This window comes from Arthrobacter sp. SLBN-100 (assembly GCF_006715305.1).
Lineage (GTDB): Bacteria > Actinomycetota > Actinomycetes > Actinomycetales > Micrococcaceae > Arthrobacter.
In genome coordinates this window covers 247,048-272,549 of the sequence record NZ_VFMY01000001.1, presented here as the reverse complement: position 1 = coordinate 272,549, position 25,502 = coordinate 247,048, and the positions used below count along the sequence as shown (strand labels likewise).

Here is a 25,502-nt window from a genome sequence, read left to right as displayed (position 1 = left end):
CATAGACGTTCCCTCCCCTCCCACGAAGGATTGAGAAAATGACGAACACCACCGCGCATCCACCTTTGCAGGTACCGGCACGGGACATCCCGGTACCTTCTACGCCAAGTGTTGAAGCTCAGACGGTGTTGGGGACCCCTGTTCCTTCGGGAGCGACGTGGACATTGGCCGATGATAAGGCAACGATCCAGGCAGCCATCGACGCCGCGGATCAAGTGGCCGGGACCACGGGTCCTCTCCTGTCCAGCATTTATGGCACCGCGGACTCGGGTGTGCCGGCCAGCGTGGAACTCATCGACGCAGAGGGTGTTCCGGTGTACGTTGCGACACCGGAGGGTCTGGACCCTGAAGACCGCAACGTATATATGTTCATTCACGGGTCCGGAATTCATGGTGGAGGAGAACTCGCCCGGGCAGGTGCCCGGATGGTTGCCGGCGGCCTTGGTGTGCGTACCTGGGTGGTTGACTTCCGGATGCCTCCCTACCACCCGTTCCCGGCAAACGTGGATGACTGCCTCACGGTGTACAGGTACCTGCTCAAGGACCACAATCCGGAGGAGATCATCATCGGCGGTATGTCCGCAGGGGCCAATGTGACCTTGGCGACGATCTTGCGGGCTCGGGACGAGGGGCTGCCGCTGCCGGCCGCAGCTGTGGCAAACAGCCCGGTAGCGGATTTCACTTGGTCCGGAGACACAATGCAGACCAACGCCCATATCGACGTCGGCTACGACCGCGAGTTCCTTAACGACATCCTTAGCCTCATCGCCGGAGACCACGACCGCACCGACCCTTATCTGTCCCCAATATTCGGCGACTACTCCAAAGGCTTCCCGCCCACCATTCTCACCGCCGGAACGCGGGACTTCCTTCTCTCAGATACCGTCAGGATCCATCGCAAGCTTCGTGAAGCCGGCATTGAAGCTGACCTGCATGTGTGGGAGGCCGCACCACACTTCATGTTCATGGGCATGGCACCGGAGGACCACGAACGAACGGCCGAAGTCCGCCGGTTCATCATTCACCAATGGTCCAAAGCAAAGACAAACAACTTGGAAGGAGCGAAATGACGGCCCGCGACGACCCCGGCTACATGCAGCGCTTCGTGCCGGACTTCACGGTGGACCTTCCCCGGTGATGACGCAGCCAACGCCGCTGGTCACGGGGTACCTCTACCCCTGGGATGTGCTCGGCGACCCTGCTGCCGCTTCCTGGGTCAGGGACACCGGCATCCACCGCGTGGCGCTGGCCTCTGCTTATCATTCGGTGCGGGCCGCCACTCCGCGGCATCCGGAGCGCCGGGTGGTGGATGCGGATTCCGCCGCGCTCTATGTGCCGGTCACCAGCGCATGGGACGGCAGTGTCCTCCGCCCCGGCGATGCCGCTGCCTGGACCGGCCACCATGACTCCTTTTCGGAAGCCGCCGAGGTGATGCGCGGTGCCGGGCTTCCCGTGGATGCTTGGATGGTCCTAACTCATTCGAGTGCCGTGGGAGGCCAGCATCGGGAACTGTGCGTGCAGAATGCCTTTGCCGAAATCTACCGCTACGCCTTATGCCCGTCCCAGCCAAAGGTCCGCGAGTACGCGGCGAAGCTGGTAGGAGAGGTCCTAGCCCATGGCCGGCCGGACGGACTGGTCCTCGAGGCGGTAGGCCCACTGGGATTCGCCCACCAGAACCAGCACGAAAAAACCGAAGGTGCTGGGTACTCACCCTGGATGCAAGCGCTCCTCTCCCTGTGCTTCTGCAACGCCTGCCGGCGCGCCTATTCTATGCGGGGGTTGGACGTAGAGGCCGTCCGGGCGCAGGTCCGGGATGCTGTCCGGCAGGAGGATGATCCGGACACAACCCCCGCAACCGCCCCCGACGCCGCCAAGTTCCAGCCGCTGCTGGACGTCAGATGGGAGGCCACCGCGGCCCTCCTGGATGCCTGCCTCGACTCCATAACCGATTCCGGATCCCGTCCCAGAATTTCGCTGCATGCTTCACCAGATCCCTGGTCCACTGGCCCGTTCGTCTCCATTGAAGCACTAAGACGGAGCAGGTTGTGGTCCTCAGGGGACGACGTGACCGCCGTCGTTCCCTGTTGGGGTGAAACCGCGCAGGGCTCCGCAACGGTAGAAGCCTTGCAGGCGGCCGCGCCCGAGGCGCGGGTGGGCTCCTATGTGCTGGTTCTGCCGCCAAAGACATCCGACGCCAGTGCTTTGGGGCGGGATTGGAACGCTCTCATTGGGGCCGGCAGCAGCGAACTGCACATCTATCATCTGGGACTGGCATCCACGCTCCGCTTGGATGCCGCCGCTTCTGCCGTCCAGCGATTCCGTGCCGCTGGATAACCTTTAGAAGCGGTTTCGCGGCGGCCGGGCTGCCCTGCCCGGAGCTACTTGGCCTTCCGGGCCTTCAGTATGGGGCTGATGGTGCCCGGGAAGAAGAGCGAAGAGCTGGTCCTTCAGGCTGAGTCCGCCCTTCTATTATGACGCACTGTGTCATAATAGAAGGGTGAATACTGGTGGGATGTCTTCGGATCACCTGATTACCGCCGCCCCCAAGTCGGGGCGTCCTGTCAGCATCGATCCTGATGCGATTGCCGCACTTGCCCTGGAGATGTTTGCTGAGCGCGGTTACGAGCAAACCTCAATGGATGATATTGCCCGAGCGGCAAATGTTGGCCGCAAGAGCCTCTACCGCCACTTCGCCAATAAAGCGGACCTGGTGTGGGGTGGCATGGGGCCGGTAATAGAGGCGTCAGAACGTGAACTTGAATCAACGCCCGCTGAGTCCAGGTCTCCAAGCGAGATCCTGGACGCCCTCCGACAAGCTGTGATTGCCGGTGTGGCAGTCCTCCGGGATCTGTCAGTGACCCGCGGGCGGCTGCGGCTAATCGCCGAACACCCTGACCTGATGGGCCGAAGCTATGACTTCTTGGGCTCCCGGCGAGAGCAGACCGCGTCCTACCTCATCAAGCGGGGCATCTCGGAGGAAACAGCCCGATTCCTGTGCGCAGCCCTCATCGGTGCGTCTTTTGAGGCCTGGCTTCATTGGGCGGCCAGTGAGGACCCCGACCCGGTCCCCTACCTTCGTCGGGCCCTTGCAGTCCTCCAGCTGGAGTGAGTTTATTCTTATCCGATCCCCTTCCTGCGCGGACTTCAATCCACAGCAAAGGCACGAAGATAGTGCGGAGAATGCTCGGCCTTCCGTTAACGTCAATACCGGCGAGGTTTACCGCGAAGGCGTCTTCCGTCCCTGCAAGCTTGAACCGGGATCTGTAGATCGTCAGAACTACTAACAGACTACGTTTCCGGTGGGCATTAAAGTCCGGGTCGACACCGTGCGTGAGGTAATGCCTGATAGACCTGCTTCCGGATTTGGACGGACGGCGGCATCGGCCGCGCATGATTGATGCCCGTGATGGGGGCTTCAGTTGAGCGTGAAGCCCGCCCTGCCGTTGGAAACTCTGCCCCAAGTCCATCCGGGAGCCATCTGCGACCCACCTTCCGCGGCTCTCAAATGTTTGGGTCTTTTTGATCTTCCTGAACGTATCGTGGTGTTCGTTTAGTTAGAGCACACCCCAAACTGACAGCTCTTGGTCTTGACGTTGGAAAATGAGACTGCCACCGCCACAACCGCGACAATTCTGATAGGTCGGGAGTGCCGCGCAGGGTTGTCCCTGACCGCAGGGTGCGGGTCTTTTCCCACAACCTCCGGTCAGGGATCACTGGTTAGGACGAGGTTGGCGCGTAGCCGACGTGGTGTAGGCGAATTGTTCCATCGGTAGCCTGGACCCCAACGACTCGACCCGTGAACCCGCCGGCGACTTCTGTGGAAAGGTACCGGCCGTCGAGTTCTCCGAGCAGCACCGGACCTTCCGGGAGGACTATGCTTGCGCGCAGGGTGTCAGGCCCGGTTAGCGATCGGATGGGACCGGTGCGCGATGGGACGGACTCGAGCAGCAGTTCTATCGGGTCAGTCGGAACCCGGGGCAGCCATCCCAGCTCGACACGGGTGCCGCATAGTGCTGCGACAGCCGCGCACCGGTGTCCGGTCGTGACCTCGAGCCCGAACCAGTTGTTGTCGTCCATGCGAACAATGAATCTTCCGTCGCCTGAACTGACATCGATCGTGATGCTGCTGGTCCAATGCGCGTCGCGGGTCCGGTAGCTGAGCAACCGCGGGCTGCCCCCGGGGGCAGCGGCAGGGATCAGTACCCCAGGGCGCGCATCGCGTTCAGTAAACCGGTCCGGATAGTCGCCTGGAGAGAGCCAGCGTGGGTGGAGGGTCGGGGCATCGAACACGTCGGCAAACGAGGTATCGATCGCAGGCACAGTAAAGGCATCATTATCGACCACGGGCCAGTCATCGACCCAGGTGACGCCGGCGATGAAGGTCTCACGGCCATTGACGTGAAATGGGTTGCTCCCTCGGGGGCGCACGGCGAGGTAGACCATGGCCCAGGTGCCGTCCGGGCATTCGACGAGGTCAGCGTGCCCGGTGTTCTGTACGGGGTGGATGGTGCTTCTGTGCGAGAGAACCGGGTTCCCGGGAGCGGGCTGAAAGGGGCCCTCCGGACGCTTGGACCGGGCAATGCTGACGGCATGCCCAGTCTCGGTCCCGCCCTCCGCGATCAGGAGATACCACCAATCGCCGCGCTGATACAGATGGGGCGCCTCCGGGTATTTCATTCCGGAGCCACTCCATAGCGGGCGTGGTTCTTCCAACGCTTCGCCCGTCGCAGTATTGATCCGGGCCTGGACGATCCGACTGCCGTTTGCTTCGTCCCGGGCTGCCCAAGTAACGAAACAATCGTCGCCATCCCACGCCAGATCTGGATCAATCCCGACCACTCCACTGGTGATGACCGGGTCAGACCAGGGCCCTGTCGAGTCGCTGGCCGTGAGAATGATCTGCTCATTGCGGAATGCGCTGGTGTTGGTAGTGATGAGCCAGAACCGCCCGTCGTGATGGCGGAGCGTCGGCGCGTAAATGCCAGCGCTGCCAGGAACAGGCCCCTGGGGCATTTGCGCGGGCCGCTCGAGGATGTTGCCGAGCTGCGTCCACGTGACGAGATCCTCGCTCTTCCATAACGGCACGCCCGGGAAGTACTCGAAACTCGAATTGGCAAGGTAGTACACATCATCCACCCGGCAGATGCTCGGGTCCGGATAGAATCCCGGAAGAATCGGGTTCGTGCTCGCCGGAACCGTCCACTCGGGTTCTTCCTCAGCGTTAACAGCAGTCGCGAGAGTCACAGAGGGTTCCCGCCGATCACGGACCGCAGCGGTCTGCGGTGATGCGTTCCTAGTGTTGCTCATGTTCATTCCTAGTTGGTCTTTAAAAAGTGGTGCTGCGCCGCTGATTTCAATCCAGTGGAACTTTTCATGGCGCAGGGTTTGCGGGCTTCCCGGGCCGAGAGGGTACTGGGCGAAGCCCGCGGCGGCCGGCGCCCCGTCGTGGGAAGGAGCTGCGGGCCCTGCGGCCCGAAGGTCATGGGCGGCCCAGCGTCTGGGAGAAGAACGAGACCGCGGCGGCAAGGATGGCGTCGATCTGGTCCTCCGCGCCGAAAAAGCAGTGGTCCCCGCCCTCGACGGTCACTACCTCATGCGCCACTCCGGCGTCCGCAAGTGCGGCTGCAAGGAGGTCGGTCTGCGCATGCGGAACCAGACCGTCACTGTCGCCGTGGATCAGCAGGAACGGCGGCGCCGCTGCGGTCACGTAACTGACCGGGCTCGCCGCGGCCAAGAGCACGGGATCGTGCGAACCGCCCACCAGCATATGCCCGGGCTGCAGGGGCATCCCGGCCGGAATGGCGGCGGTCAAAGCCGGCGGAAACAAAGCGGCGGGAGTGCCTGTGGACGGGATATCGACCAGTGAGGAGACGCCGTAGAAATCGACCACCGCGCTGATGCCGCTTGGATGCCCCTGCGCGCCCAGGCCGCCGTCCAGGTCCTCCCGGCCGCCGGTGAGCCCCAGCATTGCCGCGAGGTGGCCGCCGGCGGATTCGCCCCACGCTCCGAACCGGTCCGGATCGACCCCGAGGTCCCCGGCGAATTCCCGAAGGTACCGCACCGCCGCCTTCAGGTCATGCAGCTGTGCCGGGAACGGGGCCTCCAGGCAATGACGGTAATCAACGGTTGCGCAAGCGATCCCGGCCTCGTTGAGGACGCGGAACACCGAGTCGGGTGCGAAGCTGGAGGGCAGCTCGCGGCGGTCTCCGAGTTGGAAGCCGCCGCCGTGGACCCAGACCACCAGCGGCACGGGATCGCTGGCCCCGAGTGGAAGCCAGATGTCCATTTTGAGGGGCCGGAAACCGATGGCGCGGGCGTAAGTGACTTCGCGGTGCACCCCGGAGACAACCGAGACGTTCTCCGGAACCCCCGGGGCATCGAAGACGGGGAACGACGGGAGGTCCACACTGCCCGGGGCTGCAGGATCCAGGCGGCCGGTTTCGTAGATTTCGGTGGCTTCGTTGACACTCATGGTGCCCTCCTCAGTAGATGGGATTGGCGGCTATTCCGCCGCTGAACGGGACATCAATTTTGATGCTTGGAAAGCAGAGTTTCTCCTGCTGGTCGCCTACCCGCGCGCCGTTGAGAACAGCTCGTAGATGCAATGGGTGCGTCGTCCAGTCCGCAGGGTGGAGAAGTCTCAGCTCCACAGGCATCCGTTCGGACCACGCATGCCGTTTCCGTGCCGTCCGCGGCAACGTTCCACTCCCGAACTTGCCACTGAAACCGGCTGCGTGGCTCCAGCGGCGGGCGGAGTACCGCCCCAATCGGCACGGCGTCTGCGGGGTCAGGAACGCGTCCTCGGCATGGGCGTATAAACGGGCGCGGCATGTAGGAACTCCTGAGTGTGTACCGGAGTTCCAGCTTCCTTTCCGGCGGGCAATCACCCACAGCCCAATTTCATTGGTTGAAATAGAATTGGGACCACGCGCGAACGAAGCTCCAACTCCGCTGGAACGGCCCGACGAATGCCGGTGCGTCATCGAGGTACGTCCATTGGTAATCGTGCGGCCTCTAAGGGCGGAAAAGGTCTTTTGGGGCCCTAGTGGGCGGGCCCGGTTGAATCTCGTTGGATGAGTTCGGTGTGGACGTAGTCGGGTTTCGCGGCAACGTCGTTCCCCTGGATCCGGGCGAGTATCGCCTCGAAGGCGTACTGGCCTTGGATGTCGAAGTGCATGGGGACTGTCGAGAGTGACGGGTTATAGAATTTCGCTTCTGGAGCGTCGTCCATACTCACAACGCTGACGTCCCCGGGAACGGCAACGCCCCGCTCGGCCAGGGCGTGCAGAGCCCCCAAGGCCATGTGATCGCTTGCGGTGAATATCGCGGTGATGCTGTGGTCGAGGTCAAGAATCTCAAGGGTTCGGCGGTAACCCGACTCGGCTGACCAGTCTCCTTCGAAGACCGGGTGTTCCGGAAGTTGATGAGTTGTTGCGCTGTGCTGGTACGAACGTGCCCGGAGACGTGCGGAAGGCCAATCGAGAGGTCCTGAAATGTGTGCGATGGATCGATGACCGAGATCGAGGAGATGATTCATGGCCAGCTCGGCCCCGATCGCGTTGAAGTTGGGGCGATGGCCTTGCTGAAGATCGCCTTCGTCAATTTCGCTCTCGACGTAGAGTGGAACCCGAAACTCTGTCGATGCCAGCTGTGCCCTCGTTTGGTCGTTGGGAGCGAAGGCAAGGATTCCGGCGACATCGAGCTGATTCAGAATGGTGATGGTCTCGGTGAGAGAACCGCTGTCCGAGGGGTCCAACTGGACGATGTCAAGGACATAGCCCGCCCTCCGCGCCGCGGTACTGGCACTCTGCAAGCTCTTGACCGGGCCGAGTTCACCGATCTCATAGATCAATGTCGCGATTCGATTGCTGCGACGGGTAGCAAGGCTTCGGGCAGCAAGGTTTGGCCGATAGTTCAAGTCCGCCAAAGCCTGATCGACCCGCAGCTTGAACGCCGGTGAGACGGTCTGACCCTTGAGAAGCCGCGAGACAGTCTGGTGTGACACGCCTGCGTGTTTCGCGACATCGTAAATTGTTGGGGCTCGCTCAGAACCATTTTCCAAGGCCAACGTAATGCATCCCTTCTGGTGAATTCCTAACCGGATCGTAGTCTCGTCCCGCAGAGTCGTTGCCATGATCAGGACATCGGCACTCCTGCACTCCACCCCGGGGATCTTAGCTCTGGCTGGCAGAGTCAGTGCAGGCTGCCAGCCAGAGCTCGGTGATTAGGTAGAAGCCGGGAGCCATGGTTCAGAGCGGGCAATCGCCGTGAAGCGTTTGCCCATGAGTTCGTATCCCGCGGCATTCGGGTGCAGATCATCCGGCAGGTACTGGGCGTCGTCACTGCCGAACAGGCGGAGCCCGTCCAGGAAATAGAGGTTGGGGTCATTGGCGGACCTCGCCTCGACGATGGAAGCAAGAATTTTGCGGATCTCCACCAGTGTCAACTGCCCATCGTTGGGGCGGCGGGGAATATCGCTTCCACGAGCGGTCGCGTTTTCCACCAGCGTCGGTCCGGGGGTTTCCTCGTGCGCGGGGCAGAAGATGGGTGCGATGACGACGATTGGGGTTTCTGGCTTCCCCTCACGGATGGTATCCAGGAAGCCGTGCACGGCCGGCTCAAAGGTGCGCTTCCGAAAGGTCGCGCCATTGACGACATTGATTCCGAGTTTGAGCGTGATGAGCGCGGCCGGCTCGTCCCTGATGGACCTGGCAGCGAAGGGATCAAGCTGTGCCGAACCGGCCAATCCGAGGTTGAGCAGATCGAGACCCAGTGCACGCGCGGCGATGACCGACCAGACGCCCAGAGGTGTCTCGGCCTCGGATGCCTGACTGATGGAGCTCCCATAGTGGATCCAGCGCGGACCGGTCTGCGGTCCCGGCCGCAGCCCGGAATCGGCACGCAGCCGGTGCAGCTGGATACTGGAGTTATGCGGCAGCCAGATCTCGACAGTCTGATCACCGTCAACCGGAGGTAGTTCGAAGCGCACGCGGGTCGGCGAACCGGGGACCATTGCAGGGGGCTGATCAGGTCGGATTTCCTGGAGATTGCCCTCTTCGAAGAAGGCACTCTCCTCGTGCCCGCCTCCGGTCGTGAGACTAACCACCGCGGGCCGGGCGGGGAACCCGAGCCACTCCGCCGAGACCCGGGTAAATGTCATTTCCAATTCGATCCAACTGGCACTGGACATAAAGACCAGTCGGACTCCAGAAGTTTCGGAGGATGCTCGCCCGATCAGCGGGTCCTCACCGTACTGCGCGCGCGTCCAACCGGGAAGACGAGAGATGCTGATCCCATTTTCCACAGCCTCTACCTGCAAGGCCCCGCAGACCGCGTCCCGGATCAGAGCGAAGCCCTCCCCCGCAGCAAAGTCCAGATCGGTCAAGAATGATGTCATCGTCAAATTCCTTCAAGTTTCCAGGGCGGGTGCCCTCACTGATTTCATGTACTGACAAGCAGGCGAAGTGCTAGTACTAGCTGCTCCTCACGCTCGTGGGCAGCCAGGAAGCCGTCCGCGCGCCCTCACCTTGTCAGAGGTGGCTCGTCATGCAGATTTGCCGGTGGCTACAGCATTCCGTCTGGTTGACCTCGGTGCCGCTTCCCATGCACGGGAGGAGTGCCGCCGTCGGCCCTTGCGGGGTCCGACGGCAGCGCCGGCGACGACGGCGTCAGGCAGGTTGGACGGTGTTGGCCTGCATGGCAAGGTTGGCGCCCAAAGCGTGTTCCTGCGCCTTACGGCCCAGCCAGTGGGCGCTTTCCTTCGGCGTGCGCTCCTGGGTGGTGCGGTCGACGGCGATGAGGCCGAATTTGGGCCGGTAGCCGAAGATCCATTCAAAGTTGTCGAAGGCCGTCCAGGCGATGTAACCCCGGACGTCGATGCCGTCCGCCAGGCATGAAGCCACACAGTCCACGGCAGCGCGCAGGTACTCCACCCGTTCGGTGTCGTCCTCGGTGGCGAGTCCGTTTTCGGTGACGATCACCGGAATGCCGGCTATCCGGTGGGCTTCCCGGATGGTGGCTTCGAGGCCTTGGGGGTAGATCTCCTCGCCGGATTGGTTGAGGTTGGCCCCGGCGGGTGCTGGTGCCAGGCCGTCGGCGCTGAATATGGTACGGCCATAGGTTTGGATCCCGACGAAATCGTCGCCGCGCGAGGCTTCCAGGAAGCGTTCGTTTACGTTCCGGCGTACCCTGTCGGCACGCTCCTGGCCGCCCTCAACGAACTGGATGTCCGTGTTTGCGAGGGTCCATCCCACTGGAAGGTCGGGCCGGCGGGCTTTGATGGCATCGCGGCCGGCGTGGTGGGCATCCAGGCGCACGTCGTAGGACTCCGCGGTCGCGGCGAATTGGAATGGTGCCACTTGGGTTGGATCCAGGTCCAGCCGCTCCGCGGCGGCCGCGAACATGGGGAGGTCCGCCCGTGACTCTTTGGAGCCGCCCGGAACCCCGAGTTCCACGAGCAGGAACGGCAGGTTTGGTTCGTTCAGAGTGCAGGCGACGCCGATCAGTTCACCGAGGTGCGCCATCACCCGGTCGCAGTAGCGGGCAAAAAGCTCAGCCGTCCGAGGTCCCTCCCAGCCTCCCTGGGCGAGGAGCCAGAGGGGCGAGGTGAAGTGGTGGAACGTGACTACCGGGGTGAGACCGTGCTCGTGGCAGGCCTCCAGGACCCGCCGGTAATGGTTCAGTTCGGCCTGTGAGAAGAGCCCTTCCTCCGGCTCGATGCGCGCCCATTCGAGCGAGAAGCGGTAACTCGTGAACCCGAGGCTTGCGATCAGGGCGATGTCCTCGCGGTAGCGGTGGTAGTGGTCCACGGCATCCCCGGACGGCTCCGAGAACAGGGTGCCGGGCAGGTGCTCGAGGAACCAGACGTCGCTGTTCACGTTGTTCCCCTCCACTTGGTGCCCGGCGCTGGCGACGCCCCAGAGGAAGTCCTGGGGAAAGGGTGACGTGACGGTCATATGGTTCCTCTCGGTTCTACGCCCTACATCGGCGCACGAGGGCTTCGCTGCCCTGACTTCCCATCCTGTCCCATCACGCGACCGGCGCCACGATACCTTTTCAATCAATGACATTCTGATGTGACCGGTAACTGTTACCGGTAAATGCTTGATGGGAGTTGGCGAGCTGCCAGCCCCTCCAACTGTTTCCCTCCGTTGTCACATCAGAATGCAAAGGCGCACTACATGAAACTTCTGAACGCCACTGCCCGTGGGAGCTCCGCCGTTCTGGCCGGAGCGCTCCTGCTGGGATCTTTGACCGCCTGTGGCGGTAGTTCGGCTCCTACGACTGCGAAGGCGGACACCCGTGCCCTGACCCTTGCAGTCGAGTTCGACTCGGCGTCGTTCGGTTACGACCCGTTGCGCGGCGGGTCGTCGACCCGCCCGTTCTTCGAGGGCCTCTACGAGAGCCTGATGACGCTTCAGCCGGACGGCTCTGTGGGTCCGGGCCTGGCCACAGCCTTCACGTACAACGCGGACAACACGGTCCTGACGCTGACCCTCAAGGACGGTGTCACGTTCACCGATGGGTCGAAGCTCGACGCCGGCCTGGTTAAGGCCAACCTGGACCGCCGGTCCGATCCTGCGCTGACTGGATACTCAGCGATTGCCAAGGGCGGGGCGCAGGAGATCACGTCGGTTGACGTGGTCAGCCCCACCCAGGTGGCCTTGACCTTCGCCAAGCCGCAGCCGGGGTTCGAGCAGAACCTGGCCTCCACCACGGGCATGATCGTGGGCAAGAACGGCGCCGCGGACACCGCGAGCCTTGCCGCGACCCCGGACGGCTCCGGCCCCTACACCCTGGATCCTTCCACCGTGAAGGGCAACAAGTACGTGATGGTGAAGAACGAAAAGAGCCCCGAAGCCTCGAAGTACGCCTTCGACAAGGTGATCTTCAGTGTGGTCACTGACCCGCAGGCGCGTGCCAATGCGCTGGTGTCCGGTCAGGCCGACGTCGCCCAGCTCATGTCCTCCACGGTGGACTTCGCCAAGTCCAAGGGCGCCGGTGTCTCACGGATTGGCGGCACGGTCAACACGTTGATCTCCTTCGACAAGATCGGCAAGACCTCCCCCGCGTTCGCGGAGGAAAAGGTTCGTCGCGCCTTCAATTACGCCATCGACCGTAAGGCCTTGGTGGACGCACTCCACAAGGGTGACACTCCCGCCTGGAACGCCCTGCCGAAGGACTCGCCGGGCTTCACCACGGACCTGGAAACCGAATATGCCTACAACCCTGAAAAGGCCAAGGCCCTGCTGGCGGAGGCCGGGTACCCGAACGGCTTCGAATTCACGATGGTCGGCGCAGCGGCCATCACCGATCTGCCGGTCATCCAGAAGGACCTCGCCGCGGTCGGCATCACCATGAACATCAAGGTTCCCGCCTCCACCGATGAACTCTTCGCCTCCGTCGCCACCACACCCATGGGATATCCCCCGCTGAACTGGGACAATCCCGCGGGCGTGATGTACGGAACAATCCTCAACGGCTTCACCAACGTCCAGAAAGCTACCGACGAGCAGTTGAGCGCCGCCACTGCCGAGGTTGCCGCAGCCAAGGACGACAACGCCCGGAAAATTGCTCTCACCAAACTCAACAAGCGCCTCGTGGAATCCGGCTGGATGATCCCGATCTACGAAGCCCTGACCAACCAGGGCTACAACACCAAGAAGGTGGCCCCGGTGGAGTTTGCCGGCACCAATGCCTACCCGCTCCTCTCGTCCTACAAGCCGGCCAGCTAATACCCGGACCTGCCGGGCGGGCACTCCCCACACAGGAGGGCCCGCCCGGCGGGGCCTGACCGATGGAGGTCACCATGGCACTTTTCATCACCAAGCGCCTGCTGATGGCGCTGGCCACCGTGCTGGTGGTTGCAGTACTGGCATTCCTGCTGGTCCACGCAATGCCCGGCAGCCCGGGGGCCGTGTCCCTCGGCTCCGGCGCCTCCCAGGAAGCCATCGATGAGGTCAACCAGAGGCTGGGCTGGAACGACCCACTGCTGACGCAGTTCTTCACCTGGCTTGGTTCGGCGGTCCAGGGCGACCTGGGCATCTCGCTCATCGATGGCCGGTCGGTCAGCGCCGACCTTGCCAGCCGCCTGCCGGTCACTGCCTCGCTTGCTGCCGGCGCCACCGTCCTCAGCGCGGTCCTTGGCATTGCCCTGGGCGTCACCGCCGCCGTCCGCGGCGGCCTCCTGGACCAGGTGATCGGCGGCTTCGTCGGCCTCCTCGTTGCCCTGCCGGCGTTCTGGGTGGGCGTCCTCTTCGTCTACCTGTTCGCGGTCCAGTCTTCCGTCTTCCCGGCCACCGGCTACGTGCCGTTCGAGGTCTCGCCGCAGGACTGGGCCCTGTCCCTGGCGCTGCCGGTGATCACCCTGGCCGTCGGCGGTGCGGCGTTCATCGCCCGCCAGACCAGGGCGTCCATGCTCGAAGCCCTGCAGCAGGAACACATCCGCACGCTGCGCGCCACGGCAACCCCCACCTGGAAAATCCTCTACGTCCACGCCCTGCGCTACGCCAGCCTGCCCATTGTGGCCGGCATCGCGCTGCAGTTCATCGGCCTGTTCGGCGGCTCCGTCATCGCGGAGCAGCTGTTCGCCATGCCCGGCCTGGGCCAGGCCGTCCAGACCTCCGTCAGCACCCACGATGCCCCCGCCGTCCAGGGTGTGGTGGTGATCGCCACCGTGGTGGTGGTTGCGGTCAACCTGGTGCTGGAGCTGGCCACCAAGTTCCTCGACCCGAAGTTGCGTGTCTCATGATCCCCACAGTTGCCCCGGCCCCCGCGGATGCGGACCAGGCGGGAAGTACGACGCCGGGAGCAGCGCCCGTGCGCAACGCCGGCAAGGCCACCATCACCAGGTTTTCCCGGCACCGGCTGTTGACCTCGCCGGGCGCCGTGGCCGGACTCATCTGGCTCGCGGCCATTGTCATTGCGTCACTGACCTCCCCGCTGTGGCTTCCGTTCAAGACCGAGGACCAGGACTTTACGGCGGTCCTCTCCGGCCCCACCGCCGCCCACTGGCTGGGCACCGACGAACTGGGCCGGGACATCCTCAGCCGCATCTTCGCTGCCGCGGCCGGCACCCTGGGGACGTCGATGCTTACGGTGATTGTCGGCGTCGGACTTGGCACCATCCTGGCCATGCTTGCCGCCGGTGCCGGCGAACGGACCGAAGCCGTGATCAGCAGGGTCACCGAGATCATGATGTCCCTGCCGGGAACCGTGATCATCCTGGCCGTCATCGGCGCAGTCGGAACGAACATCCCGGTGGTCATGGCCATCCTGGGCATTCTGATGTCCGCCGGCATCTACCGGGTGATCCTGGGGCAGGCCAAGTCCCTGCAGTCCCAGCTCTACGTGGACGCGGCAAAGGTGGACGGCGTCAGCCCGCTGGGGATCAGCCTCCGCCACGTCCTGCCCGGGCTGGCCAACACCATCGTGGTGCAGGCCGCGCTCATCTTCGCCGTGGGAATGCTCATCCAGGCCGGCCTGGCGTTCATCGGCTTCGGGCCCCCCATCCCGCAGCCCAGCTGGGGCGGCATGATCCAGGGCGCCTCCCAACACGTCTACGACGCCCCCTGGCTCATGGTGCCCACCGGTGCCGTCCTGGCGTTGACGGTCCTCGCAGCCAACGCCATCGGCAACGCCCTCGGCAAGGCTCCCAATGCCGCGGCCCCGCACCTGCCCTCCGCCGCGGCCCGGCGGCAGCGCGCCAAAGCAGTCGCCGCCATTGCCGCAGCCGCCCCGGCTCCTGTTAATGAGGATGGCGCCGCGACGGGGATGCTCACCGTCCGCAACCTCTCGGTCGGCGTGGACCCTGTAGGTGCGGGCAAGGGGGTCCGCCTGGTCACCGATGTCTCGTTCGACGTCGAACCCGGCACCGTCCTGGGCCTGGTGGGGGAATCCGGCTGCGGAAAGACCATGACCGCGTTGTCCCTGCTCGGGCTGCTGCCGTCCGGCGTGTCCGTGACCGGCGGCCAGATCCTATGGAACGGCAGGAACCTGGCCGCGGCCACCGAGAAGGACATGGAAGCCGTCCGCGGGCGGCAAATCGCGCTGATCAGCCAGGAACCAATGCGGGCCCTGGACCCGATGTTCACCGTGGGCTACCAGCTCACCGCGGCCATCCGCCGGCTCCGTGGCATGGGCAGGGCCGAGGCGAAGGCCGAAGCCCTGGGCCTGCTGGAAAAGGTGGGCATCGTCGACGCCGCCCGGATCCTGAAGACCTACCCCCACCAGATCAGCGGCGGCATGGCCCAGCGCGTGGCCATTGCCCTGGCGCTCTCCGGACAACCGAAACTGCTGGTGGCGGACGAACCCACCACCGCCCTGGACGTCACGGTTCAGGCCGAAATCCTGTCCCTGCTGCGGACCCTGGTGAAGGAAACCGGCATGTCCGTGTTGATAGTGACCCACGACCTCGGCGTGGTGGCGGACATCTGCGACCAGGTGGCCGTCATGTACGCCGGTCAGGTAGTGGAGAACGGCAAAACCTACGCCGTCCTGGACAACCCGCGCCACCCGTACACCCTGGCCCTCCTGGCCGCCGACCCGCACGCCAACCATGCAGACCACATGCCGGAACGGCTGGCTACCATCAGCGGACAGGTGCCGCAGCCCAAGGACTGGCCGTCGGGGTGCCGTTTCGCCGCCCGCTGCCAGTTCGCCGGCTCCGCCTGCCTGGAACCCGTTCCGCTGCTGCGCTCCGGCACCGGGGAAGGGCTGGTGCGGTGCGTCAAAGCGGACCAGCTGGCCGTTGAGGGCATGGACTGGCTGGCCACGGACGTACCAGCCTCCCGCGTCCTGGACCTCGTCGAAGCAAGACCCGCCGAATCCAGGACCGCTGATGTCGAACCTCAAACTGCTGAGAAGGATCCCGCATGAGCACCGCAACCTCAATCCGTCCGGAACCGGCATCGCCCGCAGCCGCCCAGCCCCTGCTGGAGGTCAAGGACCTGGTGGTCCGCTACGGACGCGGCCGCAAGGCAGCCGCCGCTCCCGCCGCCGTCGACGGTGTCAGCTTCAGCATTGCACCGGGCGAGATCGTGGGCCTGGTGGGGGAGTCCGGCTCCGGAAAGTCCACCATCGGCAAGGCGATCCTGGGCCTGCAGAAAGTCTCCGGCGGCACCATCACCTATCAGGGCAAGGACATCACTGCCGCCGGCGCATCCCAGCGCAGGGCTTTGGGCGGGGAACTGCGGGCCGTCTTCCAGGACCCCAACTCCTCGCTGAACCCCCGCAACACCATAGGATCATCCCTGGCAGAACCCCTCCGGCTCCGCGGCGTGTCCGCGGCGGAGGCGCGCACCAAGGCCGAGGACATGCTGGAACGCGTGGGCCTGCCCCGCGAAGCCGTGGACCGGTACCCGGGCCAGTTCTCCGGCGGCCAGCGCCAGCGGATCTCCGTGGCCCGCGCCCTCATCTGCGACCCTAAACTGGTGGTCTGCGACGAAGCCGTGAGCGCCCTGGACCTCTCCACCCAGGCGCAGGTGCTGAACCTCCTGGCCGACCTGCGGGACGAGCGGAACCTGGGCTACCTGTTTATCGCCCACGACATCGCCGTCGTCCAGTTCCTGGCCCAGCGTGTGGTGGTGCTCTACCGGGGGCAGGTGATGGAAAGCGGCCCCGCCGCCGCCGTCACCGAGAACCCCAAGCACCCCTTCACCCAGGCCCTCGTCGCAGCATCCCCGGTGCCGCGGCCTGCCGAGCAGGCGGCGCGCAGACAAGCCCGGGAGTCCCTCGGCGTCCGCACGGGAGCAGCAGCCACCCCCGGCCCCGGTGGCTGCCCTTTCCGCCTTCGCTGCCCGCTGGCCACCGACCTCTGCGCCGCCGAGCGGCCCGCACTCCGGCGGGTCGGCCCTTCCGAAGTGGCCTGCCACTACGCCTGACAGAATTTCGTCATCAACCGCGTAAGCGAGTCGGCAAGCGCGCCTTATCGAGTTCGAGGAGGGGTTTCTGGCCAGCCGTTGTGGTTCCTTGCGGGCATTGCCCCTTGATCAGTGGCTGAACCGGCGCCGGTACCCGTCGTGGACGCTGGCAACATGCCAAGCCGGAAGCAGACGGAGCCCTGCCTCATCATGCAGTACGCCGCCCTAACCCTAATGAGTCTGGAAGGTCGCGGCATCTTGTACGGATTTCTGGGAATCACCCGGAACCTAACGAATGAAGGAAGACCACACGCAATGACTGGTACTCAATTTGAATCGACTGAACGCAGATTGGTTCCCGAAATGGAAGCACGTCGATACCTGCTGGATGGCCTCGGAGGGTGGGAAGACATGACACCCGAGATTGGACAGAAGTGGGGCGCCCCTTACGGCCCTCCCGAGGAGTGGGACCTGTCTATCGAGGATCGTGAAATTGAAGGGCCTTACGGAACGGTCCCGGTTCGGGTCTACAACCCCTCCAAGGGCTCGGAGGGAAGGCCGTGTCTAATTTGGTGCCATGGCGGAGGCTGGGCCTTCGGCGATTTGGACATGGCCGAAGCGCATGAGGTGTCCCGGGGAATCGCCGGCAGAGCGAACGCAGTAGTGGTCTCCGTGGACTATCGCCTCTGCCCGGTTCCACAGGGTTTTGGGCCAGCCGTGACCGGAGAATCCACGACAACTACCGAGGGTGTCCCTGCCGTCCATTTCCCTATCCCGCACACTGATGTGATGGCTGCGTACCGCTGGGTCAGAGAAGTCAGTGGCCAGCTTGGAGTCGATAAGGACCGGATAGCAATTGGCGGCGCCAGCGCCGGGGCAAACCTCGCTGCCGGAGCAGCGCTCAACTTGCGTGACGAGGGAGAAGCCCCCTCTCAAGTCCTTCTGTCGTACCCTGTCGTCCATCCCGAACTGCCCCAACCGTCAGAGGAACTGGCAGGAGCGATTGCTTCCACCCCCTCCCTCTTTCTCTTCCCGCCAGAAGTCCTCACTCCGTTGGTGACCAGCTATCTCGGGGAACGTGACGATGTCCCGGCATATGCTTTTCCGGGCACCTCCGACAGCCTTGCCGGTTACCCGCGGACCTTCATCGACAACGCCGAATTCGACGACCTGCGTAGCAGCGGTGAAGCATTTGCTGACAAGCTCCGGGCCGCAGGAGTTCACGTTGAGCAGGTCACTACCTACGGCGTCATCCATGGCCATCTCAACAACATCGGGCATGGCCCTGCGAAGGCTTCCATGGACCGAATGGCCAAGCGTCTTCGAGACCAGGTGTAAAGACCGACACCGGCTGGAGAGCCTTCAAACATCTTGGTAAACGCCTGACATACCCGGGCATTTCCGGCGTTCACTCCCTCCCTGATTCCCAGTCCGCAGAACCCAGCAGGTTGCCTGCCATGGTCGTTCGCCAAAAACAGAAAATGGACCCTTCCCTATGAGCACACAAGCGAATCCCAGTGAGATCCGCTACGGCACCGCAACGGACGCACCCCTGACCGTCGGTTCCGGCTCCCCGCCAGACACATCGGTTGATGAGTCCTTCCAGCCTTGGCGTGACCAAAGCCGGTCAGCGGTAGAGCGTGCACAATCGGTGCTTGCCGACCTGACCGAAGAGCAGAAGATCCGGGTGGCCACCGGTGACCTGGAGGTGCTTGAGCCGTACGGCATCCCAACCTTGTGGTCCAGCGACGGGCCAGCCGGTATTACGCGTCCGGGAACGACCGTCTTTCCTTCCGGCTTCTCTCTCGCATCGACCTTCGACACCGGCCTCGCATACCAGGTCGGTTCCGCGATCGGCGGGGAGCTGCGCGGCAAGGGCCTGTCTGTGTGGCTGGGGCCGGCGGCTGACGTGGCGAGAAACCCCTGGTCAGGACGGCAGGTTGAGAGCTTCGGTGAAGATCCTTTGCTTAACGGTGTGCTCGCCTACGCCGAAATTTCCGGTGCCAGGCAATCCCACACGATCCAGTGCCTCAAGCACTACGTGGGAAACAACCAGGAGCTGGGCCGGGTGGGCGACCGAGGCGAGGACGGAGTCCGCACCCCGGCGATCGATGCGCGTATATCTGAACGTGCATTGCAGGAGATCTACATCGCCCCCTTCCGGAAGGCCACAGCGGCTGGCGGGACAGGATCCGTTATGGGCTCCTACAACAGAGTCAACGGGCTGCAGGCCTGTGAGCACCCGGCCATTATCGCGTCCTTGAAGGACGGTTGGAACGGCGTCTACATCCCCGATTACTCCCAGGCTGTCCGTGACCAGGTTGCGGCGGCGAACGCCGGAGTGGACCTCCCGCAGTTCGATCAGGGCAACGGCGGGCGAAGCCCAGAGATGTACCTGGATGGGTCAGTCTCAGCGGAACGGCTGGACGATACCGTTTTCAGAACGCTCTGGATGATCTTCGACAGCGGCTTGGTCGAGCACCCTGTCGGGCAGGCGAAGGACAACGTCTCAACGCCCCAGAACCGTCAACTCTCCGCCCGTGTTGCTGCACGTGGGGCGGTGCTGTTAAAGAACGACGGCATTCTCCCGCTGCGCGCTTCCTCGCGCCTGGCCGTCATCGGTGCGGCCGGCCCGGAGGCGGTCTACACGATCGGCGGGGGCGGCGGCGCCACCCTCGGACCAGATGACCTGGTGTCTCCACTGGAAGCACTTGGACGCCACGCGAGTGTCATCCATGCCGCCGGTTCCGAAGGCATCCTCTCCAAGGGCAATCCCATCGACGTCAGCATGCTGCGCACACCGGACGGGGAGAGCGGTTGGTGGGCAGAATACTGGGATGGCTTCCAGCAACCCGGCAACCCGCTCGTGGCCCGCAAGGAGGCCGGGATTGCCCTCGCGGGCCCCCCGGAGAGTCTCGGCCCGATGTTCTCCGCGCGCTGGTCCGCGACACTGACGGTTCAGGAATCAGGGCTGTACACCTTCACTTCGCTGCATGCCGGCTTCTCGAAGCTCACAATCGACGGCGCCACTGTCCTCACGGGCGAGCGGGATGCAACGAAATTCGTCCATGGCCCTGAACTGCCGGTCTCCGGCAGCGTGGAGCTCATTGCAGGGGCAACTGTCGACATCAGGTTCGAGTACAGCTCACGCCCCTCGCTCTTTGGGCAGGCGGTGGCCCTGACGTGGTCCACCCCCGCCGATTCCGGGCTGGCCGAGGCTGTCGCCGCTGCCGCCAGTGCAGAGGCCGCCATTGTCTTCGTGAACGATGTCGCCGGCGAGGGCGCTGACCGCACGTCCCTGTCGCTCTCGAGGCGGCAGGAGGACCTGATCCGGGCGGTCGGCGCCGTGAATCCGCGTACCGTCGTCGTGCTGAATACCGGTGGGGCCGTCCTGATGCCCTGGCTCGATTCGGCTGCCGCCGTGCTGCAGATGTGGTATCCCGGGCCCTTCTTCGGACAGGCCGTCGCTGACCTGCTGTTCGGGGAAGTCGCCCCAGCGGGCAGGCTGCCGGTTTCCTTCCCCACCGCTTCTGAGAACTGCGCCGCTGGTGCCGGTGGCGCCCGGACCTACCCTGGCGTGGGCAATACGGTCTCCTACGATGAGGGGATTCTCGTCGGCTACCGCTGGCACGACGCGACCGGAATCCGGCCGCTCTTCCCGTTCGGGTTCGGACTCACGTATACCGAATTCAGCTACACCGACCTCCAGGTAACGCCCGCGGTTGAAGGCGGCGCGGAGGTGTCCTTCACAGTCATGAACACGGGCGAACGGACGGCCGCAGCCGTCCCGCAGGTGTACCTCACATCCCCCGACCAACCGGCAGGGGTTCAGTTTGCCCCCAACGCGCTGGCCGGTTTCGCCTCCGTCACGCTGGAACCAGCCGAATCCCGGCGTGTCAGCGTCACAGTGGAGGGCGACTGCCTCGACTTCTATGACGAGACCAGCGGTGCGTGGGCTCGAGCTGCCAGCGGACGGCGCCTCTGGGTAGGTGCATCCTCGGCAGAGATCGTCCTCGGACCCGTACCGCTACCGCACCTCAATGCCTCCACGGAATCCCGGATGGCATGAGCTGCCCGCCCGTGCCCATCGATGGAAAGAACACGCTCATGTCCTCCCTGCCCATGCCCTATCTCGACTCCGCGCTGCCCGTGGCGGATCGCGTCGCAGACCTGCTCGGGCGCATGACGCTCGCTGAGAAGGTGGGGCAGATGCTGCAACTCGATGCCCGCGGCGACCTCGAAGACCTCGTCCAGGGAAAGCTCGCCGGATCGCTCCTGCATGCCTCACCCGAACGAATCATCGAAGCGTCCCGGCTCGTCGAGGCGACCCGGTTGCGGATTCCCTTGCTGATGGCCGACGACTGCATCCACGGATACTCGTTCTGGCCAGGGGCCACCATCATGCCGACCCAACTGGCAATGGCCTGCACCTGGGATCCGCGACTAATACAGGAGGGAGCCAGGGCAGTCGCCCGCGAAGTCGCGACCACAGGGCTGCACTGGACCTTCTCCCCCGTTCTCTGCATCGCCCGGGACCCACGATGGGGACGCGTGGATGAAACCTTCGGCGAGGACCCCCACCTCATCGGCGAACTGGGTGCCGCCATGATCCGGGGCTACCAGGGCAACGGGCTCAACGATCCGGAGGCGATTCTCGCGACAGCGAAGCACTTCGTCGGGTACTCCGAGACGCAGGGAGGCAGGGACGCCAGCGAAGCCGATCTGAGCCGCAGGAAGCTCCGCTCCTGGTTCTTACCGCCCTTCGAGCGCGCAGTCCAGGAAGGCTGCGCGACCTTCATGCTCGGCTACCAGTCCATTGACGGGGTGCCCGTCACCACCAACCATTGGCTGCTCGAGGAAGTACTCAAGCAAGAGTGGGGGTTCCCGGGCATCCTCGTCACCGACTGGGACAACGTCGGACGGATGGTGTGGGAACAGAAAGTCGCCGCAAACGATGTGGAGGCAGCGACGCTGGCCATTGACGCCGGCAATGACCTGATCATGAACACCCCCCAGTTCTTCGAGGCCGCCCAGGAATCAGTCACCCGCGGGAACTCGCCGGAAACCCAGATCGACGACGCCGTCCGACGGATCCTGACGCTCAAGTTCGAGCTGGGACTGTTCGAGGACCCGCGACTCCCTGACCAGACCCGCCAAAAAGCGATCATCGGCTCCACGGGCCATGCCCGGCTGAACCTTCAGATGGCGCGCCGCGGCCTGGTTCTCCTCCGCAACGATGGCACCCTCCCTCTTGCCGGGGGGCTGGTCCGGGCGGGCGGGCGAGCCGCCGACCGGCAGACGCATCGCGTCGCTGTGATCGGTCCGAACGCCGATGACCAACACGCACAGCTCGGCGACTGGGCAGGAGCATCCGGACAGGTCGAGTGGATGATGCCCGACGGGCACCCCCGCGAGCTCACACAGACAGTCCTGGACGGCTTCAGGAATGTGGCTCCCCTGAACTGGACCATCTCCCATGCCCGCGGAGCAGACATTGGCACCCTCGTGCCTGATCCCGCCGGGGCAACCTTCCCCGACGGTCAACCGCGCCCTCCCCTCTTCGAAGCAGCAGAGCCGGACGCCGCGCTCATTAATGAAGCCGTCGCAATGGCGAGGGAATCTGACTGGGTCATCGCGGTCCTTGGCGACACCACAGCCCTCGCGGGTGAGGGCCGCTCGACCGCGACCTTGGAACTGCAGGGCGGCCAGGTGGCTCTGCTCGATGCCCTGATTGACACGGGGACGCCGGTGGTCCTCGTGCTGATCCACTCCAAGCCAGCCGTGCTCCCAGCATCCGCGATGCAAGCGGCCGCGATCCTTGAAGCCTTCAACCCGGGTATGCAGGGTGGCCAAGCCATCGCCGAAGTCCTCCTCGGGCTCGAAGAGCCGAGCGGACGGATGCCGATCACCGTCCCGCGCCACGTCGGGCAGGTGCCGGTCTACTACAACCAGGTCCGTGGGCAACACGGGGACCGATACGCCGATCTCACCCAAGATCCACTCTTCGCATTTGGTGAAGGGCTGAGCTACACCAAGGTGGAGTATTCCAACCTGCGCGTAGCACACAGCGACATCCCCTCCACCGGCCAGATAACGGCCACGGTGACGGTACACAACACCGGCCCACGACCGGTTTTGGAGACGGTGCAGGCATACATCTCTGACCTTGTCACCAGCGTCACCTGGGCCAGCAAAGAGCTGAAGGCTTTCGCGCAGGTAGCTCTGCCATCAGGCGGAAAGGCCGAGGTGGAATTGGTCTTCCCTGCCTCTGCATGCTCCCTCGTCACAGCCGCTGGTCACCGCATCGTCGAGGAGGGTGACTTCGACGTCCTCGTGGGATCAAGTTCACGCGACGCCGACCTGCTGAAAGCCCGCTTCACCATCCGGGATCAGCAGACCAGCTAGCCCGGGCCTGCCACCGCGCAGTCCGTAAATCCGACGTAGTACCCCTGCGGGGCGGGGTCCCTTACCCCGTCCTATTTTTGAAAGAGATGACATGTCGCTCCGCACGTTGACCGCACCCGACGGGACCACCTTCCGCGACCTTAACCACAACGGCACGATGGAACCGTACGAGGATCCCCGTCTCACGCCAGATGAACGCACGGAGGATCTGCTCACCCGTCTCACCTTGAAGGAGAAGGTCGGTCTGATGTTCCAGACCGTCATCGAGGTCGGCGCCGACGGTGATCTGCTGGAGCAACCCGGAGCCATATCAAAATCTGCCACCACCGAGGTCATCGTCGGCAAGTGCATGACGCACTTCAACGTCCATCAGATCCGCACTGCGCGCCAAGCTGCACGCTGGAACAACGCGCTGCAGAAACTCGCGGAAACAACACAACACGGTGTTCCCGTCACCATCAGCACCGACCCCAGGCACGCCTTCACCGAGAACGCCGGAGTTGCCTTCGCCGCCGGCCCGTTCTCCCAGTGGCCCGAAGCCCTCGGACTCGCCGCCCTGAACGACGTGGAGGCAATACGGGCCTTCGCTGAGATAGCCCGCCAGGAATACCGTGCAGTGGGTATCCGGGCAGCGCTTCACCCTCAAATCGACCTCGTGACCGAGCCGCGGTGGGGGCGCCAGGCGCAAAGCCTCGGACACGACGCCGATAGGGTCGCAGAGTTCACGGCCGCCTACATCCAAGGGTTCCAGGGTAACGTCCTTGGACCGGACAGTGTCGCTTGCACTGCACCACCAAGCACTTTCCCGGCGGCGGACCGCAGAAAGACGGAGAAGACGCGCACTTCCCCTACGGACGAGAACAGGTCTACCCCGGCGGGATGTTCGAATACCACCTCCGGCCATTCATCACCGCAATCGAGCGCCGTACCGCAAGCATGATGCCGTACTACGGGATGCCCCAAGGATTGGTCCGCAACGGTGAGGCCATCGAGGAGGTCGGATTCGGCTTCAACAAGCAGATCATCACCGGCCTACTCCGCGGTGAGCTCGGCTTCGACGGCGTCGTCGTCACAGACTGGGAACTGGTCAACGACAACCATGTCGGGGACCAGGTGCTGCCCGCCCGGGCATGGGGCGTCGAACACCTGAGCCCGAAAGAGCGCATGGAACGGATTCTTGAGGCCGGCGCGGATCAGTTCGGAGGCGAGGAATGCGTCGATCTTCTCCTCGAACTGCTGACGGAAGGCCGCATTGAAGAGGCCCGTATCGACGAATCCGTCCGGCGCCTCCTGCTCGTCAAGTTCCGCCTTGGCCTTTTCGATGATCCTTACGTGGACGAAGACGCAGCGGAAGCCCTCGTTGGGCGCGAGGATTTCCAGAGGCTCGGCCTCACCGCCCAAGCCGCATCGATCACGGTCCTCGAAAACAAAGAACACCACGGCGTGCCCATCCTGCCTCTCGCGCACTCCATGAAAAGCGTTGCCATCTACAGCGAGAACATCAAGGCGGATGTGGTCTCAAACTGGGGCCACCCGGCTGAGTCACCCGAAAGCGCTGATGTTGCCGTTATGAGGCTAGGAGCACCCTTTGAACCCCGCAACGACCTGTTCCTGGAATCGTGGTTCCATCAGGGTTCACTGGAGTTCCCTCCCGGGCTCATCCACAGGCTTCGGCGTATCTCCGAGCATTGCCCGCTCATCGTCATCATCAACTTCGACCGACCGGCCATTGTCACTCCCCTGGTGCCATTCGTGTCCGCCCTCGCTGTGGATTATGGCAGCTCGGACCGCGCAGTGTTTGCTGCTCTCACCGGTGACATCCCACCAAGAGGAAAGCTCCCGATAGAGATACCCCGATCAATGAACGCCGTCCGGGCGTCCCGCGAAGACGTACCCTCCGACACTAAGAACCCCATGTACCCAGTGCACTTCGGGCTTTCCATCTAAATCCGTTGCTGGCCCCGCTGGTCCGTAGGGGCAAACACACGGCCAGCATGTCAAAGCAGCCGCATCGGTCACCGAGGGATGGAGGCAAGAGTGAGCAACATTTTGAGGGGGAAGCTTTGAACTCACATCATTCAGAAGCGAATAGCTGTTCCCCCGATTCGTCCACGTTTTGGCAGCCAGTTGATGACTGGACAACTCTCCTCGGCGCGAACGTAGAGGTCTATGAGGGCTGGAGAATCGTCGACCGGGGCCGGGTCGAAGCCGTGACTGAGGACGGCCGAATCTTGTGGC

General features: G+C 63.9%; 15 protein-coding genes and 4 pseudogenes. 13 read left to right on the top strand and 6 right to left on the bottom strand.

Annotated features, from left to right (window positions below; all coding sequences use genetic code 11):
• The first annotated feature begins 38 nt into the window (after positions 1-38).
• The 3 genes from FBY31_RS01205 (at position 39) to FBY31_RS01195 (ending at position 3,109) form a co-directional block, all read left to right on the top strand.
• The gene (locus FBY31_RS01205) at positions 39-1,070 is read left to right on the top strand and encodes an alpha/beta hydrolase fold domain-containing protein (protein ID WP_142035899.1); all 1,032 of its coding nucleotides are present in this window, start codon (positions 39-41) and stop codon (positions 1,068-1,070) included.
• 67 nt (positions 1,071-1,137) lie between these two features.
• The gene (locus tag FBY31_RS01200) at positions 1,138-2,334 is read left to right on the top strand and encodes a hypothetical protein (protein ID WP_142035896.1); all 1,197 of its coding nucleotides are present in this window, start codon (positions 1,138-1,140) and stop codon (positions 2,332-2,334) included.
• A 178-nt stretch (positions 2,335-2,512) separates the two neighbouring features.
• Positions 2,513-3,109, top strand: coding sequence for a TetR/AcrR family transcriptional regulator (locus FBY31_RS01195; RefSeq protein WP_142035893.1), 597 nt, complete (start codon positions 2,513-2,515; stop codon positions 3,107-3,109).
• A gap of 608 nt (positions 3,110-3,717) precedes the next feature.
• On the opposite strand, the gene FBY31_RS01190 is transcribed toward FBY31_RS01195, so the two are convergent.
• The 3 genes and pseudogenes from FBY31_RS01190 to FBY31_RS23165 all read right to left on the bottom strand — a co-directional run.
• Positions 3,718-5,307 carry a glycoside hydrolase family 43 protein gene (locus tag FBY31_RS01190; RefSeq protein WP_142035890.1) on the bottom strand — a complete coding sequence of 530 codons (1,590 nt, stop codon included), beginning with the start codon at positions 5,305-5,307 and terminating at the stop codon, positions 3,718-3,720.
• A gap of 172 nt (positions 5,308-5,479) precedes the next feature.
• A complete protein-coding gene (locus FBY31_RS01185; RefSeq protein ID WP_142035887.1) occupies positions 5,480-6,472 on the bottom strand; it encodes an alpha/beta hydrolase in 993 nt (330 codons plus the stop codon).
• Positions 6,473-7,042: 570 nt separating this feature from the next.
• Positions 7,043-7,498 (bottom strand): annotated as a pseudogene (locus FBY31_RS23165) (substrate-binding domain-containing protein); the annotation flags it as partial.
• Between the two features lie 12 nt (positions 7,499-7,510).
• Between FBY31_RS23165 and FBY31_RS23160 the strand changes: the two are divergent.
• Positions 7,511-7,960 carry a hypothetical protein gene (locus tag FBY31_RS23160; RefSeq protein WP_235013230.1) on the top strand — a complete coding sequence of 150 codons (450 nt, stop codon included), beginning with the start codon at positions 7,511-7,513 and terminating at the stop codon, positions 7,958-7,960.
• Here the strand turns inward: FBY31_RS23160 and FBY31_RS23705 are convergent.
• Together FBY31_RS23705 and FBY31_RS01175 are read right to left on the bottom strand one after the other, a co-directional pair.
• Positions 7,961-8,134: pseudogene (locus tag FBY31_RS23705) on the bottom strand (LacI family DNA-binding transcriptional regulator); the annotation flags it as partial.
• 90 nt (positions 8,135-8,224) lie between these two features.
• Complete coding sequence (locus FBY31_RS01175) at positions 8,225-9,385, bottom strand: GDSL-type esterase/lipase family protein (protein ID WP_160142410.1); 1,161 nt, start codon at positions 9,383-9,385, stop codon at positions 8,225-8,227.
• A 79-nt stretch (positions 9,386-9,464) separates the two neighbouring features.
• Here FBY31_RS01175 and FBY31_RS23700 point away from each other — a divergent pair.
• A pseudogene (locus FBY31_RS23700) lies at positions 9,465-9,572 on the top strand (hypothetical protein); the annotation flags it as partial.
• A 96-nt stretch (positions 9,573-9,668) separates the two neighbouring features.
• Here the strand turns inward: FBY31_RS23700 and FBY31_RS01165 are convergent.
• Positions 9,669-10,955 (bottom strand): glycoside hydrolase family 1 protein, encoded by a 1,287-nt coding sequence (locus tag FBY31_RS01165; RefSeq protein WP_142035877.1) that lies wholly within the window; start codon positions 10,953-10,955, stop codon positions 9,669-9,671.
• A gap of 225 nt (positions 10,956-11,180) precedes the next feature.
• Between FBY31_RS01165 and FBY31_RS01160 the strand changes: the two genes are divergently transcribed.
• The 8 genes and pseudogenes from FBY31_RS01160 to FBY31_RS01125 all read left to right on the top strand — a co-directional run bounded on the left by FBY31_RS01160 (position 11,181) and on the right by FBY31_RS01125 (position 25,211).
• The gene (locus FBY31_RS01160) at positions 11,181-12,734 is read left to right on the top strand and encodes an ABC transporter substrate-binding protein (RefSeq protein WP_142035874.1); all 1,554 of its coding nucleotides are present in this window, start codon (positions 11,181-11,183) and stop codon (positions 12,732-12,734) included.
• 62 nt (positions 12,735-12,796) lie between these two features.
• The gene (locus tag FBY31_RS01155) at positions 12,797-13,750 is read left to right on the top strand and encodes an ABC transporter permease (protein WP_142035872.1); all 954 of its coding nucleotides are present in this window, start codon (positions 12,797-12,799) and stop codon (positions 13,748-13,750) included.
• Positions 13,747-15,876: a dipeptide/oligopeptide/nickel ABC transporter permease/ATP-binding protein gene (locus tag FBY31_RS01150; RefSeq protein WP_142035871.1), complete on the top strand. Its 2,130-nt coding sequence runs from the start codon at positions 13,747-13,749 to the stop codon at positions 15,874-15,876. Before FBY31_RS01155 ends, FBY31_RS01150 begins: the two co-directional genes overlap by 4 nt.
• Positions 15,873-16,880, top strand: coding sequence for an oligopeptide/dipeptide ABC transporter ATP-binding protein (locus FBY31_RS01145; RefSeq protein WP_142035868.1), 1,008 nt, complete (start codon positions 15,873-15,875; stop codon positions 16,878-16,880). Before FBY31_RS01150 ends, FBY31_RS01145 begins: the two co-directional genes overlap by 4 nt.
• Before the next feature lie 390 nt (positions 16,881-17,270).
• Positions 17,271-18,197: an alpha/beta hydrolase gene (locus FBY31_RS01140; protein WP_160142408.1), complete on the top strand. Its 927-nt coding sequence runs from the start codon at positions 17,271-17,273 to the stop codon at positions 18,195-18,197.
• A gap of 157 nt (positions 18,198-18,354) precedes the next feature.
• Entirely contained in the window at positions 18,355-20,928 is a 2,574-nt protein-coding gene (locus FBY31_RS01135) for a beta-glucosidase (RefSeq protein WP_142035862.1), read from the top strand.
• Positions 20,925-23,264, top strand: coding sequence for a glycoside hydrolase family 3 N-terminal domain-containing protein (locus FBY31_RS01130; protein ID WP_235012859.1), 2,340 nt, complete (start codon positions 20,925-20,927; stop codon positions 23,262-23,264). Before FBY31_RS01135 ends, FBY31_RS01130 begins: the two co-directional genes overlap by 4 nt.
• Before the next feature lie 91 nt (positions 23,265-23,355).
• Positions 23,356-25,211 (top strand): annotated as a pseudogene (locus FBY31_RS01125) (glycoside hydrolase family 3 N-terminal domain-containing protein).
• Positions 25,212-25,502 lie beyond the last annotated feature (291 nt).

Excerpts from the sequence above, each read along its gene's own strand:
- FBY31_RS01155 (WP_142035872.1), top strand. The coding sequence starts at position 12,797 with ATGGAGGTCACCATGGCACTTTTCATCACCAAGCGCCTGCTGATGGCG.
- FBY31_RS01140 (WP_160142408.1), top strand. The coding sequence starts at position 17,271 with ATGACACCCGAGATTGGACAGAAGTGGGGCGCCCCTTACGGCCCTCCC.
- FBY31_RS01130 (WP_235012859.1), top strand. The coding sequence starts at position 20,925 with ATGAGCTGCCCGCCCGTGCCCATCGATGGAAAGAACACGCTCATGTCC.
- FBY31_RS01205 (WP_142035899.1), top strand. The coding sequence starts at position 39 with ATGACGAACACCACCGCGCATCCACCTTTGCAGGTACCGGCACGGGAC.
- FBY31_RS01195 (WP_142035893.1), top strand. The coding sequence starts at position 2,513 with ATGTCTTCGGATCACCTGATTACCGCCGCCCCCAAGTCGGGGCGTCCT.
- FBY31_RS01200 (WP_142035896.1), top strand. The coding sequence starts at position 1,138 with ATGACGCAGCCAACGCCGCTGGTCACGGGGTACCTCTACCCCTGGGAT.
- FBY31_RS01150 (WP_142035871.1), top strand. The coding sequence starts at position 13,747 with ATGATCCCCACAGTTGCCCCGGCCCCCGCGGATGCGGACCAGGCGGGA.
- FBY31_RS01160 (WP_142035874.1), top strand. The coding sequence starts at position 11,181 with ATGAAACTTCTGAACGCCACTGCCCGTGGGAGCTCCGCCGTTCTGGCC.
- FBY31_RS01190 (WP_142035890.1), bottom strand. The coding sequence starts at position 5,307 with ATGAGCAACACTAGGAACGCATCACCGCAGACCGCTGCGGTCCGTGAT.
- FBY31_RS23160 (WP_235013230.1), top strand. The coding sequence starts at position 7,511 with ATGACCGAGATCGAGGAGATGATTCATGGCCAGCTCGGCCCCGATCGC.
- FBY31_RS01145 (WP_142035868.1), top strand. The coding sequence starts at position 15,873 with ATGAGCACCGCAACCTCAATCCGTCCGGAACCGGCATCGCCCGCAGCC.
- FBY31_RS01185 (WP_142035887.1), bottom strand. The coding sequence starts at position 6,472 with ATGAGTGTCAACGAAGCCACCGAAATCTACGAAACCGGCCGCCTGGAT.
- FBY31_RS01165 (WP_142035877.1), bottom strand. The coding sequence starts at position 10,955 with ATGACCGTCACGTCACCCTTTCCCCAGGACTTCCTCTGGGGCGTCGCC.
- FBY31_RS01135 (WP_142035862.1), top strand. The coding sequence starts at position 18,355 with ATGAGCACACAAGCGAATCCCAGTGAGATCCGCTACGGCACCGCAACG.